Source organism: bacterium, from assembly GCA_037128595.1.
Lineage (GTDB): Bacteria > Verrucomicrobiota > Kiritimatiellia > CAIKKV01 > CAITUY01 > JAABPW01.
Genome location: JBAXWB010000020.1, coordinates 49144 through 73715 on the forward strand (window position 1 = coordinate 49144; position 24572 = coordinate 73715).

The 24572-nt window shown below is 56.2% G+C and carries 20 protein-coding genes, 1 tRNA gene and 1 pseudogene; 11 read left to right on the plus strand and 11 right to left on the minus strand.

Translation table 11 applies throughout. The annotated features are described in order from the left end of the window. Positions 1-3: 3 nt before the first annotated feature. The 8 genes from WCS52_12915 to WCS52_12950 all read right to left on the minus strand — a co-directional run bounded on the left by WCS52_12915 (position 4) and on the right by WCS52_12950 (position 8869). Positions 4-690, minus strand: a complete 687-nt coding sequence (locus WCS52_12915) for an FkbM family methyltransferase (GenBank protein ID MEI6168085.1) — start codon at positions 688-690, stop codon at positions 4-6. A 2-nt stretch (positions 691-692) separates the two neighbouring features. Further along, entirely contained in the window at positions 693-2021 is a 1329-nt protein-coding gene (locus tag WCS52_12920; protein ID MEI6168086.1) for an ABC transporter ATP-binding protein, read from the minus strand. Further along, entirely contained in the window at positions 2018-2857 is an 840-nt protein-coding gene (locus WCS52_12925; GenBank protein MEI6168087.1) for an ABC transporter permease, read from the minus strand. Before WCS52_12925 ends, WCS52_12920 begins: the two co-directional genes overlap by 4 nt. 111 nt (positions 2858-2968) lie before the next feature. Continuing rightward, the gene (locus WCS52_12930; protein MEI6168088.1) at positions 2969-3460 is read right to left on the minus strand and encodes a MarR family transcriptional regulator; all 492 of its coding nucleotides are present in this window, start codon (positions 3458-3460) and stop codon (positions 2969-2971) included. A 404-nt stretch (positions 3461-3864) separates the two neighbouring features. Continuing rightward, positions 3865-4692 (minus strand): tRNA threonylcarbamoyladenosine dehydratase, encoded by an 828-nt coding sequence (locus tag WCS52_12935; protein ID MEI6168089.1) that lies wholly within the window; start codon positions 4690-4692, stop codon positions 3865-3867. Then, positions 4689-6707: an alpha amylase C-terminal domain-containing protein gene (locus WCS52_12940; protein MEI6168090.1), complete on the minus strand. Its 2019-nt coding sequence runs from the start codon at positions 6705-6707 to the stop codon at positions 4689-4691. The genes WCS52_12935 and WCS52_12940 overlap by 4 nt, the downstream gene beginning before the upstream one ends. Before the next feature lie 12 nt (positions 6708-6719). Then, positions 6720-8270: an Hsp70 family protein gene (locus WCS52_12945; protein ID MEI6168091.1), complete on the minus strand. Its 1551-nt coding sequence runs from the start codon at positions 8268-8270 to the stop codon at positions 6720-6722. Between the two features lie 2 nt (positions 8271-8272). Continuing rightward, on the minus strand, positions 8273-8869 hold the full coding sequence (locus WCS52_12950; GenBank protein MEI6168092.1) for a hypothetical protein: 597 nt from the start codon (positions 8867-8869) through the stop codon (positions 8273-8275). A gap of 90 nt (positions 8870-8959) precedes the next feature. On the opposite strand from WCS52_12950, the pseudogene WCS52_12955 reads away from it, so the two are divergent. The 7 genes and pseudogenes from WCS52_12955 (at position 8960) to WCS52_12985 (ending at position 14400) form a co-directional block, all read left to right on the plus strand. Further along, a pseudogene (locus tag WCS52_12955) lies at positions 8960-9289 on the plus strand (DNA-3-methyladenine glycosylase). Positions 9290-9352: 63 nt separating this feature from the next. Next, a tRNA-Arg gene (locus WCS52_12960) sits at positions 9353-9429 on the plus strand. Positions 9430-9516: 87 nt separating this feature from the next. After that, on the plus strand, positions 9517-10011 hold the full coding sequence (locus WCS52_12965) for a hypothetical protein (protein MEI6168093.1): 495 nt from the start codon (positions 9517-9519) through the stop codon (positions 10009-10011). Between the two features lie 358 nt (positions 10012-10369). Beyond that, on the plus strand, positions 10370-10744 hold the full coding sequence (locus WCS52_12970; GenBank protein MEI6168094.1) for a DUF3127 domain-containing protein: 375 nt from the start codon (positions 10370-10372) through the stop codon (positions 10742-10744). Positions 10745-10850: 106 nt separating this feature from the next. After that, the gene (locus WCS52_12975; GenBank protein MEI6168095.1) at positions 10851-11201 is read left to right on the plus strand and encodes a hypothetical protein; all 351 of its coding nucleotides are present in this window, start codon (positions 10851-10853) and stop codon (positions 11199-11201) included. 95 nt (positions 11202-11296) lie between these two features. Beyond that, the gene (locus WCS52_12980; GenBank protein MEI6168096.1) at positions 11297-12457 is read left to right on the plus strand and encodes an SAM-dependent methyltransferase; all 1161 of its coding nucleotides are present in this window, start codon (positions 11297-11299) and stop codon (positions 12455-12457) included. Beyond that, the gene (locus tag WCS52_12985) at positions 12454-14400 is read left to right on the plus strand and encodes an ABC-F family ATP-binding cassette domain-containing protein (GenBank protein ID MEI6168097.1); all 1947 of its coding nucleotides are present in this window, start codon (positions 12454-12456) and stop codon (positions 14398-14400) included. Before WCS52_12980 ends, WCS52_12985 begins: the two co-directional genes overlap by 4 nt. Before the next feature lie 141 nt (positions 14401-14541). Here the strand turns inward: WCS52_12985 and WCS52_12990 are convergent, their stop codons facing one another. Continuing rightward, positions 14542-15009, minus strand: coding sequence for a rhodanese-like domain-containing protein (locus tag WCS52_12990; GenBank protein ID MEI6168098.1), 468 nt, complete (start codon positions 15007-15009; stop codon positions 14542-14544). A 444-nt stretch (positions 15010-15453) separates the two neighbouring features. Beyond that, entirely contained in the window at positions 15454-17496 is a 2043-nt protein-coding gene (locus WCS52_12995) for a carbon starvation CstA family protein (protein MEI6168099.1), read from the minus strand. A gap of 149 nt (positions 17497-17645) precedes the next feature. Here WCS52_12995 and WCS52_13000 point away from each other — a divergent pair, with 149 nt between their 5' ends. Both WCS52_13000 and WCS52_13005 read left to right on the plus strand, forming a co-directional pair. Then, complete coding sequence (locus tag WCS52_13000; protein ID MEI6168100.1) at positions 17646-18935, plus strand: aspartate aminotransferase family protein; 1290 nt, start codon at positions 17646-17648, stop codon at positions 18933-18935. Positions 18936-19709: 774 nt separating this feature from the next. Continuing rightward, on the plus strand, positions 19710-21002 hold the full coding sequence (locus tag WCS52_13005) for an acyltransferase domain-containing protein (protein MEI6168101.1): 1293 nt from the start codon (positions 19710-19712) through the stop codon (positions 21000-21002). Here the strand turns inward: WCS52_13005 and WCS52_13010 are convergent. Next, entirely contained in the window at positions 20989-22263 is a 1275-nt protein-coding gene (locus WCS52_13010) for an SGNH/GDSL hydrolase family protein (protein ID MEI6168102.1), read from the minus strand. The genes WCS52_13005 and WCS52_13010 overlap by 14 nt on opposite strands. A 256-nt stretch (positions 22264-22519) precedes the next feature. Between WCS52_13010 and WCS52_13015 the strand changes: the two genes are divergently transcribed. Continuing rightward, positions 22520-23323, plus strand: coding sequence for a hypothetical protein (locus WCS52_13015; protein MEI6168103.1), 804 nt, complete (start codon positions 22520-22522; stop codon positions 23321-23323). A 35-nt stretch (positions 23324-23358) separates the two neighbouring features. Beyond that, the gene (gene rsgA / locus WCS52_13020; GenBank protein ID MEI6168104.1) at positions 23359-24417 is read left to right on the plus strand and encodes a ribosome small subunit-dependent GTPase A; all 1059 of its coding nucleotides are present in this window, start codon (positions 23359-23361) and stop codon (positions 24415-24417) included. Positions 24418-24572 lie beyond the last annotated feature (155 nt).

Consider the following 24572-nt stretch of genomic DNA (forward strand, 5'->3'; position numbering starts at 1 on the left):
TTTCTATCGGGCGACAAATAACATGTCGGCGTAGTCGTCGTTAGTATCCAACACTGTCAAAAGACGGTAGTACGGATCAAGTCGGCTTCGGATCAGTTTCTCGTCGCGGACTTCAATCAGGATATGTCCGGGGCGATGCCGCTGAAAATCCAGGCCACCCAGCACTTGAGGTTCATAGCCTTCGACATCGAGGGAAAGCAGATCAATCTGTTTGACGCCATGGGCATCCAGGATAGAACTCAGAGTTCGGGTTGGAACTTCCACGAGGCAGGGTTGTTGGCCCCGTTTCAGGTGTTGTGACGCGACGGTTTCGTGCCGTTGTTCCTCCGCCTTGTCCTGCGCGCCGGGAATCTGGCTCATCAGGCCAAGACACTTGATCGTGATGCTCTTGGGCTCGGCATCAGAAGCCACCAGCGCGCATGACTCGACAATACAGCGAGGACGGTTGACCCGACATCGTGCAGCCAGTTCGGGTACAGGTTCGACCAGAAGGCCTGTCCAGCCCCGGTACCGCTCGAAGTACAGGGTATTGGTCTGGCTGACCCCGTCATTTGCTCCGGCTTCGATAAAGAAGCCTCCGTGCTTTTTCAAATAGGGGGCCAGTTTCAAGTCTAAGCCATTGAGGCCGAACGAATGGCGCAACGGCGGCGGACAGAAACGGGAGCGTATCCACCGTAATGAGTCTGTCATGATCATGTTTGCTCCTTCTCGTTCAAAGTCCAGTCGCCCTGCAACAGTACGGGGGCCCCTTGCCCGAAACCACGCCGGCCGGTGCCATAAAAATCCCCTTCAGCGACTTGCAGGTGCCCAATGCCGTCACGAGGCCAGTCCACTTCGCTCCCTCTCGCGGTGATGCGTGCCCCGAGGCGATAGCGGCCCGCCGCGAATGGCAACTTGTTCAGCCGGAATCTCACTTCGCCACGGGGGGTTTGTAAATCAAACAGGTTTCCCTGATATGACCCGTAGATCACCGTCAGCATTTGGACTCCAGAGGAGTCCTGGATGGAGAGCCCGAAATCCACCTCGCGTAGGGGGACTTTGGCGCGATCACATTCATATGACAGCACGACCACCATCGGGTCGCCGCTGCGGGCGGTTTGGATGGGACGGCCTTCAGAATCCTCCAGATGCCAGGCGGTGAGCTTGACGACCCCGGAGCCACTCCGATCCGTGCGATGGGCCAAATCAACCCGTGCCAACGTCTGGTCAATGACGCCATTGATGTAGTGATGGATCACCTGCCGGGGTTGGCCGTCAGCGGCAACCTTCCCTTCGTGGATCAGCACACAGCGGCTGCACAGATTTTGCACTGCCGCCATGTTGTGGCTAACGAAGAGAATGGTCCGGCCGGTTTTTGCCACTTCTCCCATTTTTCCTAGGCATTTCTGCTGGAACGCCGCATCGCCGACGGCCAACACCTCGTCCACCAAAAGGATTTCCGGCTCCAGATGGGCGGCGACGGCAAATGCCAAACGCACATACATTCCGCTGGAGTAGCGTTTCACCGGGGTGTCAATGAACTGTTCCAGTTCCGAGAAAGCGACGATCTCGTCAAACTTGGCGGCAATCTCGCGTTTTTTCATGCCCAGAATCGTGCCGTTCATATAGACATTCTCGCGCCCCGTCAGATCCGGGTGGAAGCCTGTCCCTACCTCCAGAAGCGAGGCTACACGGCCATTGATAAAGGCTTCGCCGGATGAGGGTTCCGTGATCCGGGTGAGGATTTTCAACAACGTGGACTTGCCTGCTCCATTACGGCCAATGATGCCGATGACACTGCCTTGTTCCACGTCGAACGAAACGTCCTTCAGTGCCCAGAACAGATCGGCGCCTTTGCGTTCGGCCTCGACTTTGCGGGCCTCGGTGGCGGTATGGCCTACCTTGCTGAAGTGTTCATGTGGGTCACGGCCACGCAGTTTGTGCCACCAGTACTGTGCCTCATCCACCAGTGTATGGCGCCCGATGGTGCCAAGGTGATAGCATTTTGAGAGATTTTGAACAGAGATAGCGGTGGTTGTCATATCGTATCCACAAAATTGCGCTGAACGCGATTGAAGACTAATAAACCGCTGGCCAGCAAGATTAGCGTAATGGCCACACTGACGGTTGCGGCTAACAGGGTCACAGTACCGGTGCCGGTGAACATCCAGCGGGCGCTTTCGACCACAAATGATAGGGGATTGACCCAAAGCAGGATTTTCATGGAGGGACGCACCACCAGTGAAGCCGGCCAGACGATGGGGGTGGCATACATCCAGATCTGTGTCAGAAAGGTGAGGGCAAAGCGCAAGTCGCGATATTTTGTCGTCAAGGCCGCCACCCATAATCCGACGCCGAGTCCGATCAGCGCGCATTGGATAACCAGAAGGGGAAACAGGAATAATTCCCAGCGCGGGTGCATGGAGGATGGTGTGAATCCCAGGAAGTAAGCGTAAAACCCGAGAAACATGACGAGATTCAGGACAAAGTGGGCCAGGTTGCTGATCACTCCGGAAAGCGGGATGATCAGCCGGGGGAAATAGACTTTTGACAAGATACTTGTATTAGACACCAGGGAATTTGCGCCCTGGGTCATACAGCCTGAGAAATAATTCCATAACACCGTCCCACTCATGTAGAAAACGATTTTCGGGACCCCGTCCGTGGAGATATTGGCCAACTGCCCGAAAATGACTGTGAACACCAAGGTGGTGATCAGGGGCTGGATGATGAACCACAGCGGCCCTAAAATGGTTTGCTTATAGATGGCGGTCAGATCCCGGACGGTCAACATCCAGAGCAGGTCGCGGTATTCCACGATCTCTTTCCAGTTGATTTTCCACCAGGGCTGATTGGCTTTGATATGAGTTCTATGCACGGTTGTTAAGTTGTAATGTTGTTAAGTTGCTTAACCTGTGGGCAGACTTCGTCCCTGTAAATTATGCGGCACTTACGCCGGGCCTGCCGTCGCAGGCAATACTCAAAAAAATCAACTCACTCGCGTCAACAGTTTGACCAGCGGATTCTCCAGGACCGACATGGCGGTATCCCGGAGTTTTCGGGCGCGTTTGACGCGGCCCAAGATGAACTCTGCTTCTGATTCCGGTGCTCCGGTTTTCAATTCTGATTCGGCCTGCTGAAGTTCTGTCGCCAATAGGCTCATTTTATTGCGGACCATCATAAGGAGGCCCTGATGAAGGGCGCTGGCGATGTCGTCGGCGGTCCGGTAATAGGTCTTGCGGTCCCCTGATTTCCAGGAACGGCGCAGGAGGCCGAGGCTTTCCAACTGGCGCGCGGCAATGCTGACCGCCGCCTTGCTCAGTTCCAGCTCTTTTGCCAGATCCTCCAGCGACTGTTCAGCGGGAGTGAGATAGAGATGGACGAGCAGCTGCCCAACAATACGGCCCAACCCGAGGTCCTGGGCGGTTCGTCCCCCTACCTCCGTTAGCCGCTTCCTTACTTGTGCCGTCGATTCGCTCATAAAAAGTGCTGAGTGTTTACAAAACTGTTAACGCACAAAATACAAGAAACAGAAGGAGGTGTCAAGGAGGGTTTGGGAATGGGGCAGGGAAGACGCATCTAAATATTCAGTAGAATCAAGATAATCAGACAGAATTTCCAGATGTGGGTGCATCCCTGTGTTTTGACTCTCGCTGTGGGGCGGATGTCCCCATCCGCCTAGTTGCCAGGTGGATCCTCCGACAGGCGGCTGGGGACATCCGCCCCACAACTCAGAGATGCACTCAACCCTTGCTTCACTCTTTATTTTTTTTTGTTCATTCTATCAAATTCCATTTATTTTAAACGCAATATGGTGATTTTAGATGCGTCTGCCCTAGGGAAACCGACAGGGAAGTCCCATCAAATGATCAAGACAACGCCGGATCATGAGGCCTTCTTGACTACATCCTGGATGACCAATCCCGCCAAGGTGAAGCCAAATACCGCCGTCACATGCACCGCCGTCCCATTGACCTGAGTCTTGCGGGCGCACCAGTCGGGATTATCCTCATTGTCTGAAGGGGCGAGTGATGGAAGCGGGGCGGAATGGGAGCAGGCGCATTGGCCGGTACCGCAGATGGTCTCCGTTTTGGGATCAAGCGGCACTTCCTCGCTATAGACACAGAGAAAATCCTTGGTGACGCATTTTTTGCCCAGCCGTTTCCGGACCATGCGGGCAAGGGGACACATCCGGGTACGGGAGAGTGGCCCGGCTTTGATCTGGGTCGGATCCAGTTTGGCGCCGGTCCCCATGCAGGAATAGACGGTGGTGCCGGCATCCAGACTGCGTTCGATCAGCATGACTTTGTACTGGAGGCTGTCTATCGCATCGAGGACATAGTCGTAGGTTTTGAGATCAAACTGTTCGCAGGTGCGCCCGGTATAGGCCAGATGGTGGGCGTCGATGGTGGCATAGGGATTGATGTCCAAAAGCCGTTTTTTGAGTTCCTCCACCTTGGATTTCCCGACATTCACCGTGGTGGCCTGGAGTTGCCGGTTGATATTGGTCGAGCAGACATCATCCGAATCCACCAGCGTCAGGTGTTCAACGCCGGAGCGGATCAGGGCCTCTGCGGTCCAACTGCCCACCCCGCCCACCCCGAACAGGGCTACGCGGATATGGGTCAGCCGATCCATGGCCGGCTTGCCCACCAGCATGGTGGTGCGATGAAAGAGGTGCCCGCGGCAGGGGGAAGGTGCTGCCCCGCTCATGGTGCTTTAGCCCGGGTGGTCAAGACCAGCACGGTCCGGGATGGCAAATAGGTCAAAATTGAGCCCGTGGTTCCGCCATACTCCCCCCAGGGGGCCAGTCGGCCAAACCCGCCAAATTCCGCCGCGTCACTATCGACGAGCAGTTGGTATTTTCCCGGCGGCACCGGGATGGGGTAGTCCGTAAAGGATTTCGAGGGGCTGAAGTTAAAGATGAACACAAGCCCGGCCCGTTCAAAGGCCAGCACCTGATCGGACACATGCTCATGCAGGAAATGCGGGCCGGGTGTTTCGATGAGCTTGTAATCCCGGCACAGGCCCATCATGGCTTTGTCGAACTCGGCCAGAAACCGGTAGCGGAGATTCGGGTCATCGCGCAGATTCCATTGGCGGCGCGCATAGTGATAGCTCCAGTGATTGCCTTCCCGCGGGAAGTCAATCCATTCGGGATGCCCGAATTCATTTCCCATGAAATTGAGATACCCGTGCCCCGCGGTCGCCAGCGTGACCAACCGGATCATCTTGTGCAGGGCCATTCCCCGCTCGACCCGGAGATTATCCTGGGAGACGCTCATGGACGTGTACATGTCGGCATCAATCAGGCGGAAAATAATGGTTTTATCCCCCACCAGGGCCTGGTCATGGGATTCCGCGTAGGAAATGGTCTTCTCATCCTGGCGCCGGTTGGTCAATTCGTAATAGAGCGTGCCGACGTTCCATTGCTCGTCGGGAACCTCCTTGATGAGCTTGATCCAGTGGTCCGGCGTTCCCATGGCGAGGCGGAAATCAAAGCCAATGCCGCCATTTTGAAGAGGCGTTCCCAACCCGGGCATCCCGCTGACATCTTCGGCAATGGTCATGGCATCCGGCCGGACCGTATGGATGACCTGATTGGCGAGCGACAGGTAGGCGACGGCATCGTCATCCACATTCGCCCCGTAATAGTCATCATAGCAGGTGAAGGCCTTGCCCAGTCCGTGGTCGTAATAGAGCATGCTGGTAACGCCATCAAAGCGGTAGCCGTCGAACCGGTATTCGTCCAGCCAGAACCGGCAGTTGGAGAGCAGGAAGTGGAGCACCTCGGTTTTGCCATAGTTGAAGCAGCGCGAGTCCCAGGCCACATGATCGCCACGTGCCCCTTCATGGAAATACTGCGTCAGGGTGCCGTCGAACCGGCTTAAGCCCTCGGTTTCGTTCCGGACCGAATGAGAATGCACCAGGTCCATGATGACGGCCAGTCCGGCGCCATGCGCGGCGTCAATCAGGGATTTCAGCTCTTCCGGGGTGCCAAAGCGCGAGGAGGCGGCGAAGTAATTGCTGACGTGGTAGCCGAACGAACCATAGTAGGGATGTTCCTGAATGGCCATCAGCTGCAGGGTGTTATAGCCGGCGGCCACAACCCGGGGCAGAATCTTTTCTTCAAACTCCCGATAGGTACCCAGGCGGGCCTCCGGTTGGGCCATGCCGACGTGAGCCTCATACACCCGGGGGGCGTCAGCACCTCGTTTGAAGGAACCGTTTTTCCAGACATAGGGTTGTTCCGGCCACCAGACCTGGGCACTGAAGATCTTGGTGTGTTCATCCTGTATGGCGCGACGCACATAGGAGGGGATGCGTTCCGCCCAGCCGCCCTGCCACACCACGAGGAGCTTGAAGAGATCTCCATGTTTCAAGGCATCAGCCGGAAGCGGCAGTTCCCAGACTCCGCTGGATGATACCCGGGTAAAGGCGAAAGCGGCGGTGGCTTTCCATCCGTTGAAATCGCCAATCAGTGAAATGGCGGTAGCATTTGGTGCCCATTCCCGAATGATCCAGTTTCCGCCAGCGAGCCGGTGAAGCCCGAAAAATTCATGACCGGACGCAAAGTCGGCCAGCGCCGTCTTGCCGAGGGTTAAGCGCTTTTCCGTCGCCCGGGCAAGCTGGAGCCGGCGCCGAATGACGGATTCAAACGGTTTCAGGTAGGGATCCCGTTGAACCAGCGGCAACTCGGAGGTCATGTCTTGAGAGGGGTCTGTCATGTCATCTGAATCTTATGCCCGGAACACTTCAAACGTGCGGGACTGGCCATCGGCCCGTTGAATTCGCACAGTGATAATGCCATCACTGTCGCAAGTATAGGTTTCCAGGGCTTCGCCTGCGAGATCATTTCTGTGGAAAATCTGGGCCGGGGTCAGCATCTCATTGACGGCCAGCGTGGTGTCATAGGGGAACAGGATTTCGGACCAGGTCCGTAAGCCGGCCTCCGGTTTTCCTTCGGCATCTACCGAGGTGCATTCCAGGTAGCGGAACCGGCCGATATTATGGCATGGCTGGTAACGGACCTCGGTCGAAATCGGGGCCTCCCCGCGGGCGGGAAGCCGTAAGCCGGCTTGAAACACCGGGGCAAAGACTTCGCGGGTCCCGTGGTCAGCCAACCGGATCACGCCGAAATGACGGGCGAATACCTCGTGCACCCGCATGGTCTCCACGCTTTGGATGGCGGCACCCATGGAGGTGGCGCTGAAGGGCTTGTCCGTGGTGAAGAGTTTCACTTTCGGGAACCGGTGCGCAATCAGTTTTCCCACCAGTGGCAGACGGGAGGAACCGCCCACCAGATAGATGGTTTCAAGTTCATCGTTGCCCGCCGCTGTGATGACTTCTTCAAGCTTTGCCACGGCCGGCTCGATCAGGTCGGTCAGCTGTTTTTCGTAGGCGGCCGCCGTCACTTTGACCGGATTGCCCGACAGTCCGATTTCCTCGGGGTCCATCGTGAGGGTCCGGGACTGGCCGGCGCTGAGCCGTTCTTTTTCACGGCAGGCATGCATAAGGAGCAGGGTGCGGTGAAAAGGGGAAAGCTCGAGGAGTTTGATTTTCAACTTCTCGCAGAAGAGCTCGGCCAGGATGCCGTCAAAATCATCCCCGCCCAGATTCTCGATGCCCGCTGAACTGAGTACGGTGTAATCGGTGGCGTGGATGCGCACAACGGAGGCGTCGAAGGTGCCCCCGCCCAGATCGAATACGGCGACCGTCATCTTGGACTGGCGCGCCTTGGCCCGGTTGCCATGTACCATCCGGTCCGCCAACTCGATGGCCGCCGCGGAGGGTTCGTTCAAGGTGCTGATGACCGAGAAACCGGCCTCCTTGAAGGCCGAGCGGGTCAGGTGGCGCTGGGCCCCATTGGCATTCGCCGGCCAGGTGAGCACGACTTCAAGGGGTTCTGCGGCGCCCACAATCCCTGAGGCGCGCACGGACGCGTAGATTGCCCGGGTGAACTGCTGGAAGGTGTCCCGCATGTCCAGACCGCCGGGAATGGAGTCGGTGGCAATCCGCATTCCATCCACATAGTTCCGGAACAGCCGTTTGAAGGAGCGGACCGGGATATAGCGCTGGGCCGCCCCGGGTTCGGCCAGTGAACGTTCGGCTTCGGCGCCGAAGCGGAGTCCGCGCGTGGTGGTGTCGTAGACGAAGAAGGAGGGAAACGCTTCGCGGGCGACCCGGCCGATGGCGGTATCCGTGACATGCGGAACCAGGGGATAACGCCCCCGATCCGCACAGACGACCACGGTATTCGTGGTGCCGTAATCTATTCCCAGGCGTGCCATAATTATGCCCTCCGGTTGACTGCCACCAGGGCCTTGGCCACGATGATGCCGCGTGAGGTGTGAAACCCCGGGCGCAAGGTTTCCATGATGATACCGTCGGGAAGGGAGGAGTCGGAAACTTCGCGGGAGACGGTGTGGATCAGGGGATCGACGTGCTCCAGGCGTTCCGCCTCGAACTTCATGGCTCCCAGATCGGACAGCAGGGCATCCATCTGTTCGGCAATACGCCGGGCTTCTCCGCCCGCCGAGGCCGCGCTGTTCCGGATGGTGACCAGTTCCCGGATCACATCGTTCATGCGGGCTTCCATCAGATCATTCAGGACCCGGCGCAAGGCGTCCACTTCCTCCATGGAGCCGGTGGTGACCGGGGCCATCTGCCGGGAGAATTGCGTACGGAGGGCTGTGATTTCCTGACGGAGCGCTTCAATACCGGTAACGGGGGTGGGGGGCACCGCTTTCGTTTTCACGGGGGAGGCGATTTTGACGGGGGGGCGCACGACGGGTTTCACGACGGGCTTAAGAATCGCTTTTTTCGCAACAGTCTTGACGGCGGGTTTGCTGCCGGCTTTGGCGACAGTCTTAGTGAGTTTCATTTTCATTGGTATTTATCCTTCTTTACATTCAAACGAGTTCAACAGGTGAAACAGACTAGAACAGATTGTCAAAAAATCAAGTTCAAAACCTTAGGCGTCTACCTGATTTATGGCATGTATTATTGCATGAATGTGGTCACGGAAGCCGAGGGGGTTGCTTCGGCGGTGCTCCTGCGCGCGGTTGAGCCTCTGGAGGGGATCGTCGACCGGACGCAGGGTCCCGGCCTGCTATGCCTGGCGATGGGCATCGACCATAAGTTGAACCGGCATGATCTTCTGAGTGAAGAGTTCTATATTGCTGACGATGGGCCTACCGTATTCAGGATGGTGAAGCGGCCCCGGATCGGAGTGGATTACGCCGGGGCCTGGGCCAGACGGCATCTGCGCTTCTATATTGCCGGCAATCCCTTTGTATCGCGACGGTAGCGTCGAGCTTTGAGCTTGAACAGAGTGCAGGGCACCCCTATGATGCCTCTCGATTTCAACAATGCCCCGGTAGCTCAGCTGGACAGAGCAGCCGTTTCCTAAACTGCAGGTCGCGCGTTCGAACCGCGCCCGGGGTACCACTCTTCAGATTCATGTGAATATTTCCCGTGATCAAACGTCTATCTTAACAAAGGGGCGTTAGTGAACTTCCCAAAGAGAGAACTCACATGAATAAGATAATGAAAATTTCAGCAGTAATCGTGGCGGTGATGTTGGCGGGGTCGGTCACAATGGCGGATCCTTATGGGTGCAGGAGCGGTTATTCCAGCCACTCCGGCGGGTATGATCATGGACGACATGGCGGCTATTACCATGGGGATTACGGGGGACTGGCGCTTGGGCTGTTTGGCGTGGCGGCCATTGCCGCCGTGGCCTGTGCGGTAAGTCAGCCTGAACCGGTCTATGTCCAGAGGCAGGTGGTGTATGCCCCGCCTCCTGTTGTCTATGTGGCGCAACCCGCGCAAGTGGTGTATCAACCTGCGCCCGTTCAGATGGAATATGTGCAGCAACCCATATCCATGGTCATCAATGTCCAGAATTCGAATGGGTCCATGACCCCGGTAACGCTCCGGCAGATTGGCAACCAGTGGGTGGGGCCAAGGGGCGAGTACTACGACAATCTGCCAACCATCGGTCAATTACGGACGATTTACGGGTTCTGACCTGCGAGAACGTTGAGAGGAAGACTTCACCACTGATTGGGGAAATGAAGGAAATCTAGATAATGTTAGGCGATTTGATGTCTGGCGAGTACCCCAGCCATCAAATCGCCTAACGGTTTTCCTTAATTGAAGAAGCACCATGGCGGGATTTTTGGATCGGGTACTCCCGAACAAGAAATGCCGCCATATTGTTTGATCTTCGCGGTCTTCGTGTGTTTCTGTTCAAGCTTTTCTCTTAATCTGGATTTCTTTTATTTCTTAAATTAGTGGTGAAGTCTTTTCCGGGTTCTGAACTTTCTTTCTTTGCTTTGTGGCAGGTTGTGGCTAATGTTTCCCCTCAACACATTAAGGGAGCAGCATGAACGTTTCAGGTAAGTTGGTCGAAATTTTCGAGACCGTGAAGATCAAAGACTCTTTTCAAAAACGCGAATTCGTCCTTGAATACGCAAGCAACCCTAAATATCCGGAACTCGTTAAGTTTGAACTGGTTCAGGATAAATGCAACCTGCTGGATAGCTTCAAAGCGGGGCAGGATGTGTCGGTGGAGTTTGATCTGCGTGGCCGGAAATGGACCGATCAGAAGGGCGTGGTCAAATATTTCAATACCCTGCAGGCCTGGCGTTTGAGTGCCGCAGACGGCGCTTCCGGCGGTTCTCCGGCTGACCAGGATGGCCCGCCCGTGGAAGATTCAGAGGATTTCAGCACGGAAAAAGATGGTGGATTGCCGTTTTGATGACCTGATTCAAAAAAAATTACAATAAAACCGATAGGTCATCCGTTTTGCAGGGTAGTTGGTTGTTTTGTTAACAATAGTTAGGATTAATGAAAGGATCAGTATTATGAAATTGTTAGGTTTATTCGGGTTGAGTGCAATTGTTGCGGCATCTTTGTCAATGACGGCCTCGGCCGAAGAAGTCAAGGCTCCGGAGGCCGTTAAGGGTCACAAGGGCGACAAGATGGAAGCGTTTAAAAAAGCGGATGCGAATGCCGATGGCAAACTGTCGCTCGATGAATTCAAGACAATGGCCAAGGGGCCCGATGCGGACAAGAAGTTTGCCGCGGCGGATACCGATAAGGATGGGTTTTTGACCCCCGAAGAGCTTAAGGCAGCCAAGAAGGCGGCCCATGAAGCCAAGGCGGCCAAAGTGGCTCCTGCGGCTCCTGCAGCCCCGGCAGCACCTGCCAAGTAAAAACTGTTATCTGAGCTGACGCTCAAGTATAATGCTTGCCCTGCAATGGAAACGTTGCAGGGTTTTTTCTTTTTATAAGGGTATTGATAACGATTATGACTGAATGCGACACCTTTCTGGATTTGCTGAAGCAGGCACTGCGGGATAATACGTTTATCAAGCTGGTGCTGGGAAAATATCGGGGCCGGCAGGCCGGACTTGAAAAAATCACCATCCGGCCTGTGGTCATCGCCGGCCAGGAAACCCTCTCGTTTGTCTACCGGCATCAAACCCAGGATGTAACCCGTAATTATGAGGCCGCGCAGGCCCTTCCAATGATCCAACAGCTTTTGGGTAGTGATTTTAAAAGTGCCCACCTGTTTTCAATCACCGCCGATGTTCAGATTGATTTCAGTAAGAAGGGGAAGACGTTGCTCAGTCGTAGCAAACCCTCCAGCGAGGTGCTGCCTGCCCGGGAACACGACCGGGTCAAGGAGCGCCTGATCGATGTCAACAGCCCATTCCTGAAGGCCTTGGGTGTCACGAACGAAAGCGGACAAGTGCTGCCCTCCATGTCCAATAAATGGAAGCAGATCAATGTCTTCCTGGAACGGTTTCGTGAAGCCCTGTCCGCCTCACGAATCGCCCAGGATACTCCCGTGCGGGTCGTCGACTTCGGTGCCGGTAAGGGCTATCTCACCTTCGCGATTTATGAATATTTGCGTACCATGCTGCGACGGGAAGCGGTCGTGACCGGAGTTGAAGTCCGGGATGACCTGGTGCGTTTTTGCAATACCGTGGCCAAGGCCCGGGGAATGACAGGGTTGAGTTTTACCCCGGGCGATCTGACCAGTTATGCGCCAGGCTCCCTGCAGGTGCTGATCGCCTTGCATGCCTGTGACACGGCCACGGATCAGGCGATCGCCCTGGGGATCCGGGCGGGGGCCGATATCATTATGTGTGCCCCTTGCTGCCATAAGGAGGTGCGCCCCCAGATGGTGAGCCCGCCTGTTCTTACCCCCATGTTGCGGCATGGGATCCACATGGGGCAGGAGGCGGAAATGGTCACGGACAGCCTGCGGGCACTCTGGTTGGAAGCCTCCGGGTATGAGTCGCAGGTATTTGAATTCATTTCGTTGGAGCATACCGGCAAAAACAAGATGATTCTCGGCGTCAAACGCGCCCAACCGGAGCCCCGTGAGCCGGTTCTGGCGCGCATCAAGGCGCTTAAGGCGTTTTATGGCATTAAAGAGCAGGCGCTTGAGACGTTGTTATGATTGATTTCCAAAATGTTTCGGTAGGCTTTGGGGCACAACAGGTGCTCGATGATGTGTCATTCCGCATCAATCGCGGTGAGCGGGTGGGTATTGTCGGTCCCAACGGAGCCGGTAAAAGCACGATATTCTCGCTTCTGACCGGGGAATCCACGCCGGACCGGGGCGATGTCTCGATTCCCCGCAATATCCGGGTGAGTCACCTGCGCCAACAGCTCAAGCCGGCGGCTGCTGATATCAATCTGCTGGAATATTCTGAAAATGCACTCCCGTCCCTCATGGATAACCAGCGACAGATCGAGGCTTTGGAGGTGCAACTCGATCAGGTGGCCGGGGTCGAACGCGACCGGGTAGTTCGCCAGCTGGGGGTGTTGCAGACGGATTTTGAGCATCAGGGCGGGTATGCCTTGAGCAGTCGGGCCAAGGCGGCGCTGGGAGGGCTCGGATTTGCGGTGAGTGACTTTCATCGGCCGTTTGCCGCCTTCAGTGGAGGCTGGCAGATGCGCGCGGAATTGGCGCGTGCCTTGGTGGCGGATCCCGACCTTCTGCTTCTGGATGAACCGAGTAACTTCCTCGATATCCCCGCCGTGGAATGGCTGCAGCGTTACCTGCGAGACTATAAGGGAACGCTGGTACTGGTCTCCCATGACCGTTATCTCCTGAACACCCTGACGTCGGTGACTATGGAGGTGGCGGGGGGACAGGTGACGCGCTATGCCGGGAACTTCAACAAATATGAGGAGGATTGCCGGCTCCGCCATGAACAACTGGAGGCGGCTCGCGGGAACCAGGACCGCCGGCGTGAGCAGATCGAACAGTTTGTCGAGCGGTTCCGTGCCAAAAACACGAAGTCCTCCCAGGTCCAGAGCCGGCTTAAAATGCTTGAGAAAATGGATGAAATTGAAATCCCCCGCGTGGTCATGCGCGCCCCGAGGATTCGTGTCCCCAAACCCCCGCATTGTGGCGTGGAACTGGTCCGGCTGGATCAGGCCGGGGTCACCTATGATGGCCAGAACTGGGTGTTGAGGGGCTTGGATATCCGGATTGAGCGCGGAGCCAAGATCGGACTCGTGGGCTTGAACGGGATGGGCAAGACGACCCTTCTCAAGACGATTGCCGGGAAGCTACCACTGAACGAGGGCCGGCGGGTAATGGGGCATAATGTGGTGATCGGGTATCAGGCTCAGGATTTCGCTGAAATGATGGATCCGGTACGGACCGTGCTTGAAACGGTCAAGTCAGCCGCGCCGTTTCTTTCCGAGCGTGAGGTCCGCAGCATGCTAGGTGGATTTTTCTTTTCCGGAGACGCGGTGGAAAAGAAAATTGCCGTCCTGAGCGGGGGCGAGAAAATGAGGGTCGCCTTTGCGCGTCTGTTGGTGAACCCGCCCAACTTCCTGATGCTGGATGAACCCACCACTCACCTGGATATTCCTTCGCGTGAAGCTCTTGAAAATGCCCTGCATGACTATGAGGGCACGGTGTGTCTGGTCAGCCATGACATTGAGTTCACCCGCCATGTGGCCACGAGTATCATTGCCATGGCCCCCCCGGGAGTGCGCCACTATCCCGGCGGCTACGATTACTATCACGAGAAATCGGAAGCGGAGGCGAAATCACAGAATTCAGAAGCCAGAATTCAAAATGCAGACGAGGATAAAGGCGAGGGAGGGGACCGGAAAGCCTTGAGGCGGGAGCGGGCCCAGAAACGGCAGGAGTTGAATAAAATCCGGGGGCCTGTCGAAACCCGTGTAAAATCCGCCGAGCGCAAGATGACGGCCCTGGAGCAGGAGCAGGACAAGCTGTCCGGTGAGATGATGAAGCCGATGGAGGGGACGGATTACGCGTCGCTCAACCGCCGCCTCAGTGAGATTCAGGCGGAACTGGCTGAGACGGTGGAACGTTGGGAAAAAGCCTCGCTGGAATTGGAAGCGCTGCCCAGCGAATAAAGTAGGCAGAGGGCAGTATGCAGTGAGCAGCAGGTAAAAAGAGAGAGGAGTCAGTATCCAGAATCCTTTCTGAATCTGACTCCTCTACGGCTGCTTACTGCCGACTGCTAACTGTTTACTGGTAACCTCCTCTCATCCCCCTTACTTTTTGTCTACAGCTTTTCCTGCCTCCAACCAACCTGCAATTCCCTGCGGGTACTCAATCACGTTGCTGTAACCGAGTTTTTTCAACCGGTCTGCCAACGCTTTGCTCGCGGGGCATTTAACCCCTGCACAATAGGTCACAACCAGGGCGGATTTATCCGGAATCGCCGTAGTGATGACGGCTTCGTCTGCGTCAGCACTCAACTGCTGTGCCCCGGGAATGCGCTGCCCATCGTCATATTTCCCGCTTCGAGCATCAAATAGTTTGAGCGGTACTTTTGACTGAATCAGCGTCGCCAACCCCTCGGTGTTGACCACAGCCTCCTTTGGGGCTGCAACACAGGTTGCACCAGCCTTCGCCCCTAATGCACACACTCCACCCGCACAATCCTCAGCAAACGCAACCGCCGAACCCACACCAACCAATGCCGCAACCGCCACACTGGCAATTTTTATAACCTTCATAGTTTTTTCTCTTTCTTTCGTTTTTTTCATCAATGTTCTAACCCAAATGCAGGTCAGAAATAACTGTTTTTTAATAAAGCATAGAAGGTGCCATGCTTTAAATTATTGCAATAAAAAGTATAACTTATTGAGGGTGTGGCAGATGTGAATGAGAGGGACTTGCAGGGCTGCTGTCTTTTGTGGATTAAATCTGTATCATTTGGATTCATTGAGACATTGTGAGACAGGAAGTGAGTTGAATCTAGAAAGAGCAGTTCATCCGCGCTTTGCGCGGGTGAACCTTTTCTTGATCATGTATAGCATACTGTTGACAGAATGAGGATGAAGTGAACCCCAACCCTGAAGGGGTTGAAGTCTAAAGCCAGGGGTGAAACCCTCGGAGTCGGGGAGGTTGAAATCAACCGGAATGGAGGGCGCTGCTCCGTCAGCGCCTTGATCGTCCTATCACCCTTCCAAAACCAGCAGATCAGGGTGGGGGTTGGCGGGATCCTCGCAGAGGTGGCGCGGGGCTTTTCCGCTAAAGAGGCGGATCCAGAGATGGAGGCTTGCCCCGACGATCAGGAGCACCATGACCAAAAAGGTCACGGTAACGGCAATATCGACCTGATTGTTGAAAATCTGGGCGGACAACTTGGCGATCTCGGAGGGGGCGGCTACCGCCAATTGCTGGCGCAGGGTGGCAATCGCGGGCAAAAAGCCACCGGCAGAGGCGGTATAGATTTTCTGCCAGCCGGCCGTCATGGTGACCACCAGCAGGAATATCAGGGGCACCAGCGTGACCCAGATGTACCGGTCGCGGTTCATTTTGATCAGAATCGTGGTGCCGAGGGCCAGTGAGATGACCGCCAGCAGCTGGTTCGCAATGCCGAAAATGGGCCAGAGGCTGTTGATCCCGCCATAGGGATCAATGACGCCCTGATAGAGGAACCAGCCCCAGGCACTCACAAATAACACACTGGCAAGCAGATTGGCCGGGATTGAGGCCGTATTCCCCAGTGGTTTCCAAACGTGACCCAGAACGTCCTGCAACAGGAAGCGGCCCACCCGGGTGCCCGCATCAATGGTGGTTAAGATGAACAACGCCTCAAACATGATGGCGAAATGATACCAGAGGGCCATCATGGCCTTGCTGCCGATGGCGTCGGTAAACATTTTGGCCATGCCAACGGCAAAGGTGGGGGCGCCACCGGTCCGCCCGATCAGGGTCTTCTCGCCCACATCGGTTGCCAGCTGAGCCATGTCCGCTTCAGTAACATGAAAGCCGGCGGCGGTAATTTTGGCCACCACGGCGGCGGGTTCACCCTTCATGTTGATGGCAAAATACTGGCCGGGCTCCATGGCACAGGCGGCCACCAAAGCCATGACGCCCACCGCCATCTCCGTGATCATGGCGCCATAGGCCACCGAACGGACGGTGGATTCGTGAGTGACCAGTTTGGGGGTGGTCCCGGTGGAGATGAGGGCGTGAAAGCCGGAGATCGCGCCACAGGCAATGGTGATGAACACGAAGGGAAAGAGTTTGCCCGGAACGACCAGGCCGTTTCCGTAAATAAACCCGGTTAACTTGGGCATGTGGAGTTGCGGGGCTACCCAGATAATGGCCAGCATCAGGATGATCACGGTCCCGATCTTCATGAATGAACTGAGATAGTCGCGCGGGGCCAGCAACAGCCAGACCGGCAGGATGGAGGCCAGGAGCCCGTAGCCGATAATCGACCAGGCCAGCCAGGGTGCGGAGCGGGTGAACCAGGCGGCCCAGACGGGCGAGCTGTGGACATATTGTCCGGCCCAGACGGCGAGCATCAGAAGTAACGCACCCATGATGGAGCCTTCCAGGACTTTGCCGGGGCGTATCATGCGGAGGTAAATGCCCATGAACAGGGCGATGGGAATCGTGGTCGCCACCGTAAAGAGGCCCCAGGGGCTTTCGGCGAGCGCCTTGACGACGACCAGCGCAAGGACGGAAATAAGAATCACCATGATGCAGAGGATGCCGACCAGCGCGATGGTACCGGCGAAGGTACCGACCTCCTCCTTGACCATCTGTCCCAGCGATTTTCCGCCCCGGCGCATGGAGCAGAACAACGCCACCGCATCATGCACGCCGCCGGCCAGGGTGCCGCCAATGAGGATCCACAGGGTTCCTGGCAGGTAGCCGAACTGGGAGGCGAGCACGGGGCCCACGAGGGGGCCGGGGCCGGCAATGGCGGCAAAGTGGTGCCCGAAGACGATCCAGCGGTTGGTGGGGACAAAATCCTTGCCGTCCTCTTTAGTGTAGGCCGGGGTGGCCCGACGGTCATCCAGGGTCAGCACTTTGGCCGCCAGCCACTTGCTGTAGAACCGGTAGCTGATCATGAAGAAGCAGAGAGTCGCCGTTACAAACCAGAGGGCACTGATCGATTCGCCCCGGTGAAAGGCAATGACGGCCAGCGACGTCGCGCCCAGCAGGGAAAAGAAAAGCCAGAAGAGAATGGATTTAAGTTTCATGATGCCGTGTAAAGTGCCGTCAGCGCATTGAAATGTCAAGGAACGGGTCCGGCTGATTCCCGTCTGTCTTTCCCTCATGGAGGGTTTTGCTCTGTCAAAACCGGCGGTTATCGATTAATACTGAAGGGTTATCAGGAAAAGGAACCGCCATGGATACCAAACAGCTGTATGATGAATACATGATCACCTCGATGGTGGCCGGGATTGAGCCCATTATTGTGGAGCGCGCCGCCGGGTGCGGGATCACGGGGCAGGATGGCAAATCCTACCTGGACTGTTTCAGCGGGATTGCCGTGACCAACGCCGGACACGGGCATCCGAAAGTGGTGGCGGCGGCAAAGGCACAGATGGACAAGCTGGTGCACTGCTGCACCTATGTCTATTACAATCCGCGTGCCGGGGAATTGGCCAGGCGCCTGGCGCAAATCACCCCGGGCCCCTTGCAGAAAAGCTTTCTGGGCAATAGTGGAGCCGAAGCCGTCGAAGGCGCCTTGCGGTTGGCCAAGCAGTTTACCAAACGCAAGGAAGTCGTCTCCCTGACCATGGGATTTCACGGCCGAACGGTCGGGACGTTGTCGGTGAGCGGGAATCGCCGGGTCAAAAAAGGGACCGGGCCCTATCTGTCGGGTGTGGCCTTCGCCCCGGCCCCGTATTGTTACCGCTGTCCGTTCAACTCCTCGTATCCCGGTTGCGGCCTGGCTTGCGCGGAGTCGATGGACCAGGTGCTGCGCTATCAGACAGCTGGTGACGTCGCTGCGTTTCTGGCGGAGTCGGTGATGGGCGAGGGGGGGATCATTGTGCCACCTCCCGGCTATCTTGCCATTGCCGCGAAAATAGCCCGTGATGACGGGGCGCTCTATATTGCCGATGAGGTCCAATGCGGCTTCGGACGCACGGGCCGGATGTTTGCCTGTGAACACGAGGGCCTGGAACCGGATATCCTGTGCATGGCCAAGGGGATTGCCGATGGCTTCCCCTTGAGTGCATTCACGACCAGGCCGGATATTGCCGCCGCTTTCACCCCGGGTGACCATCTGTCCACCTTCGGCGGGAATCCTGTCAGTTGTGCGGCGGCTCTGGCCAACATCGACGTGATGATTGATGAGGATCTGCCCGGTAATGCCGCCCGGCGTGGCGAGCAGTTGATGCGGCGGTTGCGCGCATTTCAGGACCAGTGCGCCTTGGTCGGGGATGTCCGGGGCAAGGGGTTGATGATCGGCCTCGAACTGGTTTCCGATGACAGGAAAACGCCTGCCGTCAAGGAGGCCAAACAAGTCCGGGACCGCTGTCGCGAAAGCGGCCTGCTTGTGGGGATCGGAGGCGTTTATGGGAACGTGATCCGGCTCCAGCCGCCACTCGTGCTCACTGAAACCGAGGCCAGCCGGGCGGCTGATATCCTGGAACAGGTGCTGCAAAGTGTGTGCAGGCAGTCATCATAATCCTGCCGTTTACCAGGGTCTTTTGTTTTGACTTTTTAGGCGCTGCGGATGCGACGGAGCGCATCCCTCCACTGAGAAAACACATGATATTTTCATGTTTTCAATCCTTATGGAGGGTTTCGCTTGCTACTCTGCGAAGTCAGCGAAAACTTCCTTCGCTACGAAGCACGAGCTGTCGAAACCAGTGCCAGGATAGCCAAAAAAAAGACCTTGTTCGTTTACTTCAGTTGATTTCGGTCTGGCTGCCCGCCCTGGCTGGGAAGCGTACTTCCAGGCCTGACTCCGCTTGTCTTTGACTTCCAGCGGATTTCGTCATGGTGGGCATCAAATTTTTTCTTATCAACTGGTCTTGGCTTATCCCCTTTTCCGTTCATTTCCATCTCCGTTTTTTTGCTGGGGGGAAGGCTATTCGTTTTGAGCCCTGAAAATCAAGCCGGATTCACCTGCCCCGGGGAGTCTGGCAGGGTCTTTTGTTTTTGTCTATTGGGGTGCAGCGGATGCGACGGAGCGCATCCCTCCATTGGGTAAACACAGCATATTTTCATGATTTTAATCAGTATGGAGGGTTTCGCTTGCTACTCTGCGAAGTCAGCGAAAACTTCCTTCGCTACGAAGCACGAGCTGTCGAAACCAGCGCCAACAAGACCAAACACAAGCCCGCGGGAGTCTGCCGGTTTCTGAAAATTTCTGGTACCGCCGTTTACCCGTGTTATGCTTCCCGAGGGATCAGGAAATTCTTTCAATCCCGGAAAATGGGTTTGGCGGGTGGAGGCTATGATGACGATATTGACGGCGCAGGCGGTTCTGGAAGGCATTCGCGAAACAACGGCGTATGGGGGTGCCCCGATGTTCTGGGACCAGGCGATGGCGGAAATGCCGGCCGGTCCGCTCCCCTTTCTCGAGCCTGCCGACGTGCCCGCCCGTCGTGCCGCAGCCGGGCTCCCGGCTGAACGGGACGTCCTGTTGACAGGGATAGCCGCGGTTATCGACGCCGACCCGGCGTTGCGGAGCCTGGCCTGGTATTTGCATTGGCGTGTGTTCGTGGCCCCCCAACACGGGGCACCCTGGGGCGCCCCTTCGCTTCTCCCTCGGCTTGGCGAACAGGCGGGGCTGTTCTACTTGCTGCTCAGTCTGGAATTTGTGCCCCGCCTCACTATCTGGCATCGCCATCTTGGTTATCCCGGGACCGTCACCCGCCAGACGCTTCAGCAAATCGCCTCCTTCGAGGGCAATCACCTGCGTGGTCGTGGCCGTCCCGGCATCTACGAGAGTCAGTTCGTTTGGTTGGCGACCTATCTGGTGGATCCCTATGTCCGGCTCGGACGATTCGAGTACCAATTGCATACTTACGGGGGTGGGGTCTCTGTCTGGAAGCGTGCCGCTGATGGCCAGGTACTGGCACTGGCTGAAGAGGGGACTCGTGTGGCGGCAGATGGCCTGAGGCTGGGGGATCAGGCCCCCGCGACAGAGGGCTGGACCGCCTGGTTGAAGGAGACGCCGTCCGCTCTTTCCGGCTTTCCGGTTGATCCGGTTGGCCGCATTCTGGATAAACCGGTCCACCTCGACCGTTCGGTCTGGATGCCTTGTTTCAGCAAGGGGGCTACCGTGCTGGATCTTCACATTCCAGCCGGTGGCAGTATGGATTGGGAGGCCATGACGGATAGTTTCCGGCAGGCGCTGGCTTTTTTCCAACAGCACCATGCAGACCGGCCCTTTGCCGCCCTGGTCGTGAACACCTGGTTCATGGATCCGCGGTTGGCGGACATTCTGCCGGCGGAGTCGAACCCACTCCGGTTCCAACGGGCGGTGTATCTCTACCCGGTTCCTCCCCAGCCTGACAGTCTTTGGTTTGTGTTCCTGGGTAATACGCGTGAGCCCGCCGCCTTGCGCCGGGATACCTCCCTGCAGCGCCGCCTTGCCACGTTTCTGGAAAACGGAGGGACCTGGCATGGGGGCGGGATGTTTGTGCTGCCCGGTGACATGCACCACTTATGCGATGGCCATTACCGGAATCGGTTTAATGCCCTCATCGATTCCGGCAACTTGCGCCCCATTACGGTTTCGTGACCGGAATGATTTCCACCTGGTGAGGCTGCATTACTAATGTCTTACGGATGGCCTCGAAATATTCGGGCATCTTTGCCAGGCGGTTCTTCAGGGCCGCTTCACGCTTGGCCTCAAGATCATCAACCTTGATGTCCAGGAAATCGGGGATCTTGACCTCGGCGAGAATGACTCCCCGGAATATTTTGCCATGATAATAATCGTTCTTGGCCTTCACGGCTCCCCAAACGGCGTTGACCTGATCGGCAATCGGCCCTGCTGACAGGACCGCCTGCGCCATGTTGACTCCCGTATTGAGCGCGATATGCGAATAGTCCGCCACTTTCTTTCCGCCAAGGCGGACTTCGTACTGGCCGGGTTTGAGCCCCGTCACTTTCAGGCGGTAGTCGTTGAGTTCCTCCATGATGGGCGTCCATTGCAGGATTTTGCTGGATTCCTGAGGGAAAAACGGAAGCGCCTGGTCCAGCTGCACGAAGGTCATCTTGCCCGTGGCATCCACGCTGACGCTGTCGATCTTGCAGTTGAAGGTATTGACCACCTTGCCGGCCGCCCCGTCAATTTCAACGGAAGCGACGGCCAGGGGAAAGCTCATCCCCTTGAGGATGGCGGCGGCCATGATGGCCTGGCCGGCCGGTCCGGGATGAACAACGTCACCGCCGCCGATGCGGATCTTCGGATCGGTGGCCCGGGCCTTGTCGATGACTGAAATAAAAGGATGGAGCTGATCAATGAACAGCGCGTTCCCATTGGTGGCCGCGATCTGCTTGATGCCTTCGGAGTATTTCTCCAGGGTTTCGTTGTAGCCTTGGAGGGCCGGCCCTTCCTCCGTTTTTTCCACGGGGCTGGGGGTGCACCAGGCGACGCGGATATTTGCCGCCTTGGCCTGGTCGGCAATTCCCTGTAACCCATCCATATAGGTTTTGAAGCCGGCTTGATCGAAGGCCTTGTAACCGCCGTCATTCATTCCGAAATCAACCGTCATGGCGGTGGGGGCGTTGGACAGGACATCGCGCTTGAAGCGCTTGGTGCCTCCCACCGACCGGTCGCCACCGATGCCAACATTGGCAAAGGTGATGTTCCAGGCCGGGAATCGGGTAAGGATCCAGGTTTCAACGTAATTGCTGTACAGATGCTGTTCGGTGATGCTGTCGCCCATGATGACCACCTTGTCGCCGTCCTTCAAAAAGAAGTCGGCGGCGTTGGAGGTAAGGGTGGCGGCCATGATGGCCAGTGCGACGAGTGCGTGTTTGAAACAAGTCTTCATCAGTGATTACTCCTAATAGTTACGTTCGTGAATGCGTCTGTGCTCAATGCAGAATGCCTGTCTTCAACGGTGATTTCAATGAGTTTCTCGGGAAGTTGAAAAAGCGGACGGGTTTTTCCCGCGCGAAGCACAGCAGTTCAAATAGAATGTGAGTCCGCCTTGTTGGCATAGGCAAACCCCTGATAGAGAATCAGGTTTCCCCCGATTGTGGAAAAATCGGTTTTATTGTGATGATACCTGATCTTTATAGGTGAACATGAAAACGGCCATAAAACAGTGGAGATATTTCATCAAAACAAGCCTCCCTTTATTGGGCATTCTAACCCTAATAGCGGTACCTTCATCTCATGCCGCCAATGTAAATCCAAAAGCTGATGGGCTTGATCAGGTTCAGGCGCAACCTCTATCCGGGGAAATGCCGTTTCTGGATCGCTTTGAGCCAAATACCGTCAAGTTTGGTGATCTCAACGGTCAGAACGAATGGAAGGCCTCCCCCAATCATACGGTGCAGGTACAGACCAATATTGTATGGGAAGGCAAACAGGCGGTCCTGTTCAAATCTGAAACGGTGACATCCGAAGTCAGCCGGATTTTCAACAATCCTCCAAGTCAAGTGGTCTGGATTGATTTTCATGCCATTGAAAGGGGAACGCTGATTCCGTCAGAGCCATCCGATCAGCTTGCGGTATTCCTGTTTGATCTCGAAGGACGGATGATCGTGCAGGATGGGAAGAGGATGAAAGGGGATCAATGGGTGACGCTTACCAACGGGCTTTCGGAAGCAACCCTGGGCACCTGGGTTCGTCTTACTATAAAATTGGATTTTGACAACCAGCGTTGGCTTATATGCCTGAACGGAAAAAAAGTGTCTGAGAATTTGGGGTTTGGCAGAGCCTCCCGGGATTTTCATCAGTTTCTCACTAAAGGCCTTGTTGGAGGTTTGGATCAGTTTTGCGTCAGTACCAACACCCCGCCCGGACTCACGCTTGACGTGGACTTAAGCCAAACCTGCCGGAATTCTTTAGCACCTCCTGATACAAGGCTGGCAACACGGGAGTGAGTTAAGCAAATATATGTTTGCTGAACGTGAAGACAATGGAATTGACTGCTCTAGGATTTGACGGCTGGTTTGAACATCGATCCGCTCCCCTCCTGCAACCGGGACACAGTATCGCGCGCGTCACGGCCGTTGATAGGGGGGCTTTCCTCATCCGGAATCAGCACGGAGAGACTTATGCGGAAATCGCGGGCAAGTTCCGTTTCGTCGTTGAGGCCGCCATCGACCTGCCGTGTGTAGGCGACTGGGTAGGCGTTCAATGCCACGCATCGGGCGGTCCCGCCATGATCCATAGCGTCATCCCGAGGAAGACCTTCCTGCGTCGCAAAAGCCCCGGCAAGACTGTTGATTTCCAGATGATCGCGGCGAACATCGATGTCGCCTTCATCGTACAGGCCTGTGGATTCGATTTTAACTTGGCTAGGCTTGACCGGTACCTTGTGATGGCAAATGAGGGCGCGATTGAGCCGTGGATCATCCTGACAAAAACCGATCTGATTTCGCCCGGGCAACTCGATCAGGCAATCATGCAGGTGAAGCAGATAAGCGTCTCCACCAAGATCCTTACCCTCAGCAACACCACGGGCGTTGGGCTGCAGGAGTTCCGTACGCTCCTAGTGCCCGGTAAAACATACTGCCTGCTTGGTTCCTCGGGAGTGGGGAAGACCACCCTTGTCAACCGACTGATCGGACAGGATTCATTTGACACCAAGGCCGTCAGCGGGACAGGTGAAGGTGTTCATACCACCGCCCGTCGCCAGTTGCTCCTCCTTGATAATGGCGCCATGTTGATCGACACGCCGGGAATGCGCGAGTTGGGCCTGCTTAGAGCGAGCGATGGGGTAGACGACACCTTCGCCGAGATTCGCGATCACTCCAGGGAGTGTCGCTTTGCAAACTGTACCCATACCGGGGAACCTGGATGTGCCGTCCTGCTGGCGGTGGAGAATGGAACCTTGTGTAGGGATCGGTATCAGAGCTACCTTAAACTCAAGAAGGAGAGCGAATTCCATGACCTCTCCTATGCCGAGAAGAGGAGGAAGGACAGATCATTTGGTCGCTTCATCAAGTCCGCCAAGAAGAGCTTGAAGCAGTGAAAAACGGGCTTGGGCCGACAAGACTCGTTGCGAATGACGTTTGACCGGCCACAGCTTTTGCCGGAAACGAGTTTTTGCACATGGATATACAGGATCTACAGGATGAGGATGTGGCGGGCTTGTTACATTTACCAAGCTGAAGTGTAAATTGATTA

Coding starts and splice junctions, on each gene's coding strand:
- WCS52_12915 (MEI6168085.1), bottom strand. CDS start 690: ATGACAGACTCATTACGGTGGATACGCTCCCGTTTCTGTCCGCCGCCG.
- WCS52_12920 (MEI6168086.1), bottom strand. CDS start 2,021: ATGACAACCACCGCTATCTCTGTTCAAAATCTCTCAAAATGCTATCAC.
- WCS52_12930 (MEI6168088.1), bottom strand. CDS start 3,460: ATGAGCGAATCGACGGCACAAGTAAGGAAGCGGCTAACGGAGGTAGGG.
- WCS52_12935 (MEI6168089.1), bottom strand. CDS start 4,692: ATGAGCGGGGCAGCACCTTCCCCCTGCCGCGGGCACCTCTTTCATCGC.
- WCS52_12940 (MEI6168090.1), bottom strand. CDS start 6,707: ATGACAGACCCCTCTCAAGACATGACCTCCGAGTTGCCGCTGGTTCAA.
- WCS52_12945 (MEI6168091.1), bottom strand. CDS start 8,270: ATGGCACGCCTGGGAATAGATTACGGCACCACGAATACCGTGGTCGTC.
- WCS52_12950 (MEI6168092.1), bottom strand. CDS start 8,869: ATGAAAATGAAACTCACTAAGACTGTCGCCAAAGCCGGCAGCAAACCC.
- WCS52_12965 (MEI6168093.1), top strand. CDS start 9,517: ATGAATAAGATAATGAAAATTTCAGCAGTAATCGTGGCGGTGATGTTG.
- WCS52_12970 (MEI6168094.1), top strand. CDS start 10,370: ATGAACGTTTCAGGTAAGTTGGTCGAAATTTTCGAGACCGTGAAGATC.
- WCS52_12975 (MEI6168095.1), top strand. CDS start 10,851: ATGAAATTGTTAGGTTTATTCGGGTTGAGTGCAATTGTTGCGGCATCT.
- WCS52_12980 (MEI6168096.1), top strand. CDS start 11,297: ATGACTGAATGCGACACCTTTCTGGATTTGCTGAAGCAGGCACTGCGG.
- WCS52_12985 (MEI6168097.1), top strand. CDS start 12,454: ATGATTGATTTCCAAAATGTTTCGGTAGGCTTTGGGGCACAACAGGTG.
- WCS52_12990 (MEI6168098.1), bottom strand. CDS start 15,009: ATGAAGGTTATAAAAATTGCCAGTGTGGCGGTTGCGGCATTGGTTGGT.
- WCS52_12995 (MEI6168099.1), bottom strand. CDS start 17,496: ATGAAACTTAAATCCATTCTCTTCTGGCTTTTCTTTTCCCTGCTGGGC.
- WCS52_13000 (MEI6168100.1), top strand. CDS start 17,646: ATGGATACCAAACAGCTGTATGATGAATACATGATCACCTCGATGGTG.
- WCS52_13005 (MEI6168101.1), top strand. CDS start 19,710: ATGATGACGATATTGACGGCGCAGGCGGTTCTGGAAGGCATTCGCGAA.
- WCS52_13010 (MEI6168102.1), bottom strand. CDS start 22,263: ATGAAGACTTGTTTCAAACACGCACTCGTCGCACTGGCCATCATGGCC.
- WCS52_13015 (MEI6168103.1), top strand. CDS start 22,520: ATGAAAACGGCCATAAAACAGTGGAGATATTTCATCAAAACAAGCCTC.
- rsgA (MEI6168104.1), top strand. CDS start 23,359: ATGGAATTGACTGCTCTAGGATTTGACGGCTGGTTTGAACATCGATCC.